The sequence below is a fragment of the Symbiopectobacterium sp. genome (assembly GCF_051710365.1).
GTDB lineage: Bacteria > Pseudomonadota > Gammaproteobacteria > Enterobacterales > Enterobacteriaceae > Symbiopectobacterium.
On the sequence record NZ_JBPETA010000131.1, the window covers coordinates 1 to 9516 of the forward strand.

Annotated in this window: 4 protein-coding genes, 1 other RNA gene and 6 pseudogenes; 7 read left to right on the top strand and 4 right to left on the bottom strand. The window is 50.1% G+C overall.

Going from position 1 to position 9516, the window contains the following annotated elements:
* Window positions 1–327 precede the first annotated feature (327 nt).
* Window positions 328–993, bottom strand: a pseudogene (gene acrR / locus ACTBDZ_RS12160) (multidrug efflux transporter transcriptional repressor AcrR).
* 142 nt (window positions 994–1135) lie between these two features.
* Between acrR and ACTBDZ_RS12165 the strand changes: the two are divergent.
* The 6 genes and pseudogenes from ACTBDZ_RS12165 to ACTBDZ_RS12190 all read left to right on the top strand — a co-directional run bounded on the left by ACTBDZ_RS12165 (window position 1136) and on the right by ACTBDZ_RS12190 (window position 7304).
* Window positions 1136–2329, top strand: a pseudogene (locus ACTBDZ_RS12165) (efflux RND transporter periplasmic adaptor subunit).
* A gap of 16 nt (window positions 2330–2345) precedes the next feature.
* Window positions 2346–5493, top strand: a pseudogene (locus tag ACTBDZ_RS12170) (efflux RND transporter permease subunit).
* Window positions 5494–5655: 162 nt separating this feature from the next.
* Window positions 5656–5916 (top strand): type B 50S ribosomal protein L31, encoded by a 261-nt coding sequence (locus ACTBDZ_RS12175; protein WP_438815503.1) that lies wholly within the window; start codon window positions 5656–5658, stop codon window positions 5914–5916.
* 162 nt (window positions 5917–6078) lie between these two features.
* A pseudogene (rpmJ, locus tag ACTBDZ_RS12180) lies at window positions 6079–6171 on the top strand (50S ribosomal protein L36); the annotation flags it as partial.
* A gap of 498 nt (window positions 6172–6669) precedes the next feature.
* Window positions 6670–7038, top strand: coding sequence for an Hha toxicity modulator TomB (gene tomB / locus ACTBDZ_RS12185; protein ID WP_252319656.1), 369 nt, complete (start codon window positions 6670–6672; stop codon window positions 7036–7038).
* Between the two features lie 62 nt (window positions 7039–7100).
* Window positions 7101–7304, top strand: a complete 204-nt coding sequence (locus ACTBDZ_RS12190) for an HHA domain-containing protein (protein WP_195315224.1) — start codon at window positions 7101–7103, stop codon at window positions 7302–7304.
* Window positions 7305–7986: 682 nt separating this feature from the next.
* On the opposite strand, the gene ffs is transcribed toward ACTBDZ_RS12190, so the two are convergent.
* Window positions 7987–8083: signal recognition particle sRNA small type (gene ffs / locus ACTBDZ_RS12195), an RNA gene on the bottom strand.
* A 198-nt stretch (window positions 8084–8281) separates the two neighbouring features.
* Here ffs and ACTBDZ_RS12200 point away from each other — a divergent pair.
* Window positions 8282–8599, top strand: a complete 318-nt coding sequence (locus ACTBDZ_RS12200; protein WP_438815505.1) for an MGMT family protein — start codon at window positions 8282–8284, stop codon at window positions 8597–8599.
* 13 nt (window positions 8600–8612) lie between these two features.
* On the opposite strand, the pseudogene ACTBDZ_RS12205 reads toward ACTBDZ_RS12200, so the two are convergent.
* Together ACTBDZ_RS12205 and ACTBDZ_RS12210 are read right to left on the bottom strand one after the other, a co-directional pair.
* Window positions 8613–9128: pseudogene (locus ACTBDZ_RS12205) on the bottom strand (YbaY family lipoprotein).
* 317 nt (window positions 9129–9445) lie between these two features.
* Window positions 9446–9516: pseudogene (locus ACTBDZ_RS12210) on the bottom strand (surface-adhesin E family protein); the annotation flags it as partial.

Genomic DNA, 9516 nt, shown 5'->3' on the forward strand with positions numbered 1-9516 from the left:
AGGTTACGGATGGTAACGTGGGGAGTACTCATGCTGATTGGTCTGCAAAAAGCAGTAATAAATTCAGAACTTCAGAATACCGTCAAGTCCCGAAAAAAGAAAAATCAGGTGCGGAATGACGGCTAAAAGGGCAACGCAGCGGGAAACAATCGATAGAATACGCGGGAAATCAAGGCCGCGAGAAAGGGACTTGCAGTACATGATACGTTGTCAGGCATAAAAAGAATGGCGAAGAATATCACGGTTCTGCACGCTAACGCACGGAGCAAACCTGACGAAAAAGTAACGATTCATTATAACGGACAGTGTGTTATAACAGATTGAATCTTAGTCGGCGTTTTCTTGTACAGGCGTGGCGAGCGGCAGTCTGAGTGCCGGGCTGAAACGCAGCATATCAATAAAGCTGTCTACTAGGGTTGGCGCCTCCTGATGGATATCAAAGCTTTCAGGCAGAAACAGCCAGTTCTCCAGGATACCGGAGAAATAGGCGCGCAACGTCACGGCGGCACGATGCAAATGCAGATCGGACGGCAGGAAACCCAGCTGAATACCGTGATTGAGGCTATCCTCAATCTGTTAATAGCAGGAGAAATAGAGCGCCTTGCGTGCATTATACGACGGTAACATTTCACCGACAAACTCACACTTATGGAAATTGATCTCCATTATCGAGCGCCACTCGGTGTCGGTCGTCGCCAAACGCAGCATATAGATCAGTAGCTCACGCATCACATGCAGTGGATTATCAGGGAATTTTGCCTGATAATCAGATTCGAAATCGTTGATTTTCGTCTCGGACAACGTCCAGATTGCATCAAACAACTCAGCCTTGTTTTTGAAGTGCCAATAAATCGCGCCGCGCGTGACGCCTGCGGCGGCAGCGATACCCGCCAGCGACGTGGCGGAGACGCCGAACTCGGAGAAGAGGCGTAAGGCCGTATCAATAATGTGTTGTCGTGTTTCCTGGGCCTGCTGTTTGGTTTTTCGTGCCATGGCGCTGTTTTTTAAAGGAAGCGTGATTTACATACATTCGCGAATGTATGTAACATAACACGCTTGCAGGATTATCGCAGCAATGGGTTTTAGGGCTTGTGATCCATTGGTCAAATGCAAATCGGACACTTGAGGTTTATTTATGAACAAAAACAGAAGGCTTATGCCTCTGGCGGCAGTCCTGATGCTTTCTGGCGGCTTAGCGCTCACCGGGTGTGATAATAAAAATGAAGGTCAGCAGCAAGGCGGCCAGCAAGCGCCTGAAGTCGGCATTGTGACCCTCAAAACACAACCGCTGAACGTGATTACCGAACTTCCAGGGCGCACTAACGCATTCCGCATTGCCGAGGTTCGGCCTCAGGTGAGCGGTATTATTCAGAAGCGTCACTTCGTCGAAGGGAGCGACGTGAAAGCGGGCACGTCTCTGTACCAGATTGACCCGGCAACCTATCAGGCGGCTTACAACAGCGCGAAAGGCTCGCTGGCACAAGCACAGGCTCAGGCAGAAATCGCACGCTTGACCGTGAACCGTTACAAACCGCTGGTTGGCACCAATTATGTCAGCAAGCAGGATTACGATCAGGCATTGGCAACACAGCGCCAGGCAGAAGCCAGCGTACAAGCGGCACAAGCCTCTGTGGATTCTGCGCTGATCAACCTGAACTACACCAAGGTACTCTCCCCGATTTCAGGCCGCGTCGGTAAATCGACGGTCACCGAAGGGGCATTGGTGGCTTCCGGTCAGGTGACGGCGTTGACCAGCGTTCAGCAACTCGACCCGATCTATGTGGATGTGACGCAATCCAGTAATGACTATTTGCGACTGAAGCGTGAGCTGGAACAAGACACGTTGAAACAAGCCGTTGGCAAAGCTACCGTGCGTTTGTTGCTCGATAACGGCACGGAGTATGCACAAAACGGTACGCTGGAATTTTCTGATGTCACGGTAGATGAAACCACGGGGTCTATCACCCTGCGCGCTATCTTCCCGAACCCACAACACGATTTGTTACCCGGCATGTTTGTACGTGCACGCCTTGATTCAGGTGTGAACAATGACGCGCTGCTGGTGCCGTAACAAGGCGTGACGCGCAATCCGCGCGGTGAAGCCACCGCCATGGTTGTTGGTGAAGGTGACAAGGTTGAAACACGCACGCTCACGACAGCCCAGGCTATCGGCAGCAACTGGCTGGTGACCTCCTGCCTTAAAGCAGGCGATCGTCTTATCGTGACTGGGTTGCAGAAAATCAGACCGGGCGTACCCGTCAGAGCAAAAGAGACGGCACCTGGGAATGGTGAAGAAAAACCCGCGCAGTCTGAACCCGCGAAGTCTTAACAGGAGCCTGTAATTCATGGCTAAGTTTTTTATTGATCGTCCCATCTTTGCATGGGTACTCGCCATTATGGTGATGCTGGCGGGGGCGTTGGCAATTATCAAGTTGCCTATCGCCCAATATCCGACCATTGCACCACCGGCCATTGAAATAACGGCAAACTATCCAGGCGCGGATGCTTCTACACTGCAAGACTCCGTGACGCAGGTTATCGAACAGAACATGAACGGTATCGATAACCTGCTCTACATGGCTTCCATCAGTGATTCATCGGGTACGGTTCAGATTACGCTGACGTTTGACTCGAAAGCGGATCCGGACATTGCTCAGGTTCAGGTACAGAACAAACTGCAACTGGCGATGCCATTGTTGCCGCAGGAAGTGCAGCAACAGGGCGTAAGCGTACAGAAATCGAGCAGCAGCTTCCTGATGGTAGCCGGCTTTATTTCTGAAGACGGTTCACTGACGCAGCAGGATATCGCTGACTATGTGGCGGCCAATATCAAAGATCCGCTCAGCCGTACCAACGGTGTCGGTGACGTGCAGTTGTTTGGTGCCCAATACGCGATGCGTATCTGGTTGGATCCGAACAAGCTCAACAGCTTCCAGATGACCACGGGTGATGTGGTAGCTGCCATCAAAGTGCAGAACAACCAGATTGCCTCCGGACAATTGGGCGGTACACCGCCGCTGCCGGGGCAGAAGCTTAATGCTTCTATCATTGCCCAGACACGACTGAAATCTGCAGATGAGTTCTCCAACATTCTGCTGCGCGTCAACGCTGACGGTTCGCAGGTGCGCCTGCGTGATGTCGCCCGCGTAGAGTTGGGTGGTGAAGATTACAGCGTTATTGCGCGTTACAACGGTCAGGCAGCCGCAGGGGTCGGTATCAAACTGGCAACCGGTGCCAATGCGCTGGATACGGCCTCCGCCGTTAAAGCCGAGTTGGGTAAGTTACAGCAGTTCTTCCCGGCTGGGTTGAAAGTGGTTTATCCCTACGACACCACGCCATTCGTTAAGATCTCGATTAACGAAGTGGTAAAAACGCTGGCGGAAGCCATCGTACTGGTGTTCCTGGTGATGTACCTGTTCCTGCAAAACTTCCGTGCCACGCTGATCCCGACGATCGCGGTGCCGGTGGTGTTGTTAGGCACCTTTGCCATCCTTTCTGCCTTCGGTTACTCGATTAACACCTTAACCATGTTCGCCATGGTACTGGCCATCGGCCTGTTGGTGGATGACGCCATCGTGGTGGTGGAGAACGTCGAGCGCGTAATGATGGAAGAAGGGTTACCGCCCAAGGAAGCCACCAAGAAATCGATGTCGCAGATTCAGGGCGCGCTGGTCGGTATTGCGCTGGTACTGTCTGCGGTATTTATTCCGATGGCGTTCACGGGCGGTTCCACTGGTGCCATTTACCGTCAGTTCTCCATCACCATTGTGTCCGCGATGGTGCTGTCTGTACTGGTAGCGTTGATTCTGACACCGGCGCTTTGTGCCACGCTGCTCAAACCCATCGCGAAGGGCGACCATCACGAGAAAACGGGTTTCTTCGGTTGGTTCAACAAGCTGTTTGAAAAGAGCACCACCCATTACACCGATAGCGTTGCCAACATTTTGCGCAGTACCGGCCGTTATCTGGTGGTCTACCTGCTGATTGTGGTTGGCCTCGCAGTGCTTTTCATGCGTTTGCCAAGCTCCTTCCTGCCGGAAGAAGACCAGGGCGTACTCTTGACGATGGTGCAACTGCCCGCCGGTGCAACCCAAGAGAGCACCGAGCGCGTGCTGGAGCGTGTGACCAAGCACTACCTGGAGAATGAGAAAGACAACGTTAATTCGGTGTTTACCGTTAACGGTTTCGGCTTCTCCGGTCGTGGGCAGAACGCCGGTCTGGTCTTCGCCAGTCTGAAAGACTGGGGCGAACGTCCGGGAGCAGCAAACAAGGTTGGTACCATTGCCGGTCGGGCTAACGCTGCCTTCTCGCAAATCAAAGGAAGCGATCGTTATCGCCTTTAACGTCCCCGCCATCGTTGAGCTGGGTACCGCAACCGGTTTTGACTTCCAGTTGCTGGATCAGGCTAACCTGGGGCACGAGAAGCTGACTGCGGCACGTAACCAACTGCTGGGAATGGCCGCACAGCGTCCTGATACCGTGGTTGGCGTACGTCCAAACGGCATGGAAGATACCCCGCAGTTCCGTATCGATATCGATCAGGAAAAAGCTCAGGCGCTGGGTGTATCCCTGTCGGATATCAACGCCACGCTGGCAACCGCGCTGGGCGGCAGCTACGTCAATGACTTTATTGACCGTGGACGTGTGAAGAAAGTGTATGTGCAGGCTGATGCGCCGTTCCGTATGCTGCCAAGCGATATTGAGCGCTGGTATGTTCGCGGCACCAACAACCAGATGGTGCCGTTCTCTGCCTTCTCACAAAGCCACTGGACGCACGGTTCACCGCGTCTGGAACGCTATAACGGACAGCCGTCCATGCAGATTCAGGGTGAAGCAACCCTGGGTAAGAGTACCGGTGAAGCGATGGCCTTGATGGAAGAATTTGCCAAACAGTTGCCGGAAGGTATTGGTTACGACTGGACCGGGATGTCTTATCAGGAACGTCTGTCGGGTAACCAGGCACCGGCCCTGTATGCCATTTCGCTGATTGTGGTGTTCCTGTGTCTGGCCGCACTGTACGAGAGTTGGTCTATCCCCTTCTCCGTAATGCTGGTGGTGCCGCTCGGGATCATTGGTGCGCTGCTGGCCGCCACCATGCGTGGATTGGAGAATGACGTCTACTTCAAGGTAGGGCTATTGACCACCATTGGTCTATCGGCGAAGAACGCTATTCTTATCGTTGAATTCGCCAAAGACCTCATGGAGAAAGAAGGCAAAGGCTTGGTGGAGGCGACGCTTGATGCAGTACGTATGCGTCTGCGCCCCATCCTGATGACCTCGTTAGCCTTTATCCTCGGCGTAGTGCCGTTGGTAATCAGTTCCGGTGCCGGTTCCGGCGCACAGAACGCTGTAGGTACTGGCGTAATGGGCGGGATGATTACCGCAACGGTGCTGGCGATCTTTTTTGTTCCTGTCTTCTTTGTGGTGGTACGCCGCCGCTTTAGCAAGAAAAATGAAGATATTGAACACAGCCATATCGTCGAAAAACCGTAACTGAGTTATTCCCCAAAGGCCGCGCAAGCGGCCTTTTTTTGCCTGCCTGTTTTGACCATCGCCCTGCTCTCACTCCGTCAACCCCTCAGACACAAGAGGGTTGATCTTGTTCCTGAAGAAGCGCACAATTAGTTATGTTATAACATAATAATTAGGTTTTGAATGAAAGCAAATATCCACCCGCACTACCGTACTGTAGCCTTTCACGATACCAGTGCTGATGAGTATTTTATGGTTGGCTCAACCATCCAGACAGACCGCACCATCGAACGGGACGGCGTAACCTATCCCTATGTCACGATTGATGTATCGTCAGCATCACACCCTTATTACACCGGGAAACAAAAAGAGTATGCCAAAGAAGGAAGCACGGCACGCTTTAGCAAGCGTTTTGGCCATTTTTTAAAATCGCGAAATATGTAATTTTCAGCGGGAGAAAGTATGCAGGTTCTCAGTTCATTACGTTCGGCAAAAACACGCCATAAAGATTGTAAGGTTGTAAGGTTGTAAGGTTGTAAGGTTGTAAGGTTGTAAGGTTGTAAGGTTGTAAGGTTGTAAGGTTGTAAGGTTGTAAGGTTGTAAGGTTGTAAGGTTGTTCGTCGGCACGGGCGGGTTTATGTTATTTGTAAGACAAATCCACGTTTTAAGGCCGTGCAAGGCGGAAAGAAAAAACGCTGATAATGACAGCAGCGCACCGTTCAAGCCCTAGACCTGCCCAGGGCTTTTTATTATATATCAATGCGTTAATAAAAGTCCATTCCCAACCTCTCACACAAGTAATTTCCTTTCTGCGCGTGATGATATTGCCCCCCAAGTAACCTTTATAAGATAATTTTCGCTCTAATTTGTAAGAGAATTTAATAAAGTAATATTATGAAACACAGTATCAACTATTATATATATCGGCTATACCGATCGTCTATCTGATTAAATAGGGTCAAAAACCTTACTTATTTTTTGCGATATTCTGTGATTCTTTTGCTATAGTTAGCGTATGGGTGATGCGGTATGTCGTGTAATCCGCACTCTCCATCAGGATAAATGTGAGCTTATTTCATCACTTAACCCAAGGAGTTACCAACTGTTGTCAGGGTTTTCTATTACGTTCCTTCAGCGTTGCAGGTTTCAAAGGCAGGCTGAGGTAATGTGGAATAACAGCATGACGGAGTGAACAATATGGATGAGTACTCACCGAAACATTATGATATTGCCCAACTCCGATTCTTGTGTGAAAATCTCTGTGACGAAAGCATCGCCACATTGGGGGATAGCAGTCATGGCTGGGTCAATGACCCAACATCTGCGATCAATCTCCAATTAAATGAATTGATTGAGCATATAGCTACATTTATTCTGACATTTAAAATAAAATACCCCGATGAAGACGAGCTTTCAAAACGGGTCGAGCAGTATTTAGATGACACCTATGCTTTGTTCAGTAACTATGGGATTAATGGTGCCGAACTGCAACGCTGGCAACGATCTAAAGCCACGTTATTAGGAATGTTCTCACAGGAGAACGTCTGTTCATCTGCTAAATCTTAAGCAATAGATGCTTTTATATTAATTAACCACCAGGTGCTGGTATTGTTTTGATAAAGGTCGCCATGAAAAAAATTGATTATTTGATGCGCTTACGCAAGTGTACAACGATTGACACGCTTGAACGCGTTATCGAGAAGAACAAGTATGAGTTGTCCAGCGATGAGCTGGAAATGTTTTATTCCGCCGCCGATCACCGGTTAGCTGAGCTAACGATGAACAAGCTTTACGACAAGGTCCCTACCGCCGTTTGGAAATACGTACGTTAAATCATTGTGCTTATACCTTGAATAATTGATTTTCAGCCAGGCAGCAAGTGATAAAATCCTGATGAACATACTCAAGTGAGCGATTCGGGCAAGTGTATGCAGCCAGCGCAGAAGCAAATTGAAGTATCACAGGTATATGCCTAAATGATTTAGGGTGAATATCTTACGCCAGCCTCATCGCTGGCGTTTGGTCACGTATTCAATGAGTGTATTGCTACATAGTCTGGCATGCAAAAAAGGTGTTTAAAACCAGCCTGAATGCATGAAGAGAACATAGAGCATGAATACTATTTTTATTGCGGAGCAACACATTGAATACGTGACCCTGGCGTTTTACTCTCTTCAAGCCATTTGCTTACGTAAATATCACAATTGTAAATCACATACATTGATCTCAATATAGATTTCTTATATTGCCTTTTTTTGGTGCAATTCTATTTTACTACCGTGAAATCCTTCTATTTATCCCAAAGCAACAATATCTTGTCACACTTACCGCCATCACGTTTTTGAGATAAAGACCGACAAAGCACGCTTATCTACATGCGCTTTAATACCAATAGAGCACATCATCAGCAATGGAATGTCATCAATAAACGTATTCAATACGCAGGACAGAATGAAGAGAATAAGAATAAAAAAGCGCGGAAAATAAAAAAGCAGTGAATATAAAGGGTCGAGGCCCTGCCAGCTACATCCCGGCACACACGTCTCCTACTGCGGCTGCTTCCTTCCGGACCTGACCGAGTCCACAGGGTAATGTTGCGGGAGAACCGACAGGGCCTCCATTGATTCGTTGGCTCTGCGTGGTACAGAGCGTGGGTATTATCGGGTATGCGCACCTCAATTGCAAGTTGACCGCAGCCGACCGTTGTTTTCTTATTCGATTTCAGTTTCTCGACCGGCGAAACACACGTTTGCAAGCCCGTGCACCTGTGCCACTATGTTGATTCGTCGTAATATTCACAGGAGAAGCGATGGAGCAGGATAACTTTCGCCAGCGCGTTTTTCATGTCGTAGCAGCCATCCCCTGGGGCAAGGTTACCACCTACGGGGAGGTGGCCCGTCTGGCGGGTTCCGCACGCGCTGCCCGCCAAGTCGGCGGCGTATTAAAAAAGCTGCCCGAAGGCAGCTCGCTTCCCTGGCATCGGGTAATAAATCGTCATGGTGAAATTTCGCTGACTGGCCCGGATTACATTCGCCAACGCGAAGCGCTCAGGGCCGAAGGGGTAACCTTTACGCGTCAGGGCAAGATCGATCTCACTCGCTATGGCTGGCAGGGCGAAACGCCCTGAGAGCCATGAGGTGTTATCCCTCAGTGTTTAACGGTGTATGGGCGCTGGGGGTCAATAAGCCGCCCTGCGAGTGCGTTGGCAGTGCCACTGACTCCACCGGAATCAACAGCAGATCCGCACGCGTCACACCGTTGGTGATCACAGCGGGAATGTCCTGCGTTGCCATCACCACGCGGTTATCGATGGTCACCGCTGCGCTAAGCAGAATACGCGCATTCGGCTGTACGTCGGCAGGGTTATACGGCAAGGAGAAGATAAATGGAGCCTGTTTCCCGTCCGTTCACGCCACTTTTTGCGCCAGCACGCGCGACGGCGCATCCGACACGCTGGCATCAGAAACGGTAACCGTTAAGGCTGCATTGGGCGGCAGTGCGATGCGCTGATGCAGATTAATGGTACCGCTGACCGCAGGCATGGCAAGCTGGGTTTGTGCAGCGGTCGGAGAATCGGTGACCGTTGTCGCTGCTGCTGCCGCGCCAGTCAACACGACAGATAACGTGATATCACCTAAGATATGCCATAATTTCATTGGCGAGTCTCCTTTCGTTATTGTCTGTAACGACGTCAGGCATTAGCTGCAATGCACAACAGAAACGTTTTGCGCTGCATGCTTACACTGACGCGATAATGAAAGTATGACCCACATTGGCCATTTGGCAGCGTTCAACATTCTGAATTTATCATTTTTCGAAAATGCCGATGCTGAAGCTTGATGACTTACCGTTATACGTTAACAACACTTATTTCCACCAAGGGAAAGCATCCATGAGCCATGCACTACAGCATCTTCTCGGCTTTGTTGAATAAATCAGAACTTGTAACGACTGTGCCCCATCGGGTCGATTGTTACGTGATGCGAATACTGTTCGGCATTCCTAATAGCGTGATCCGGTTAAGCGCTTTGACCATCGCCATGG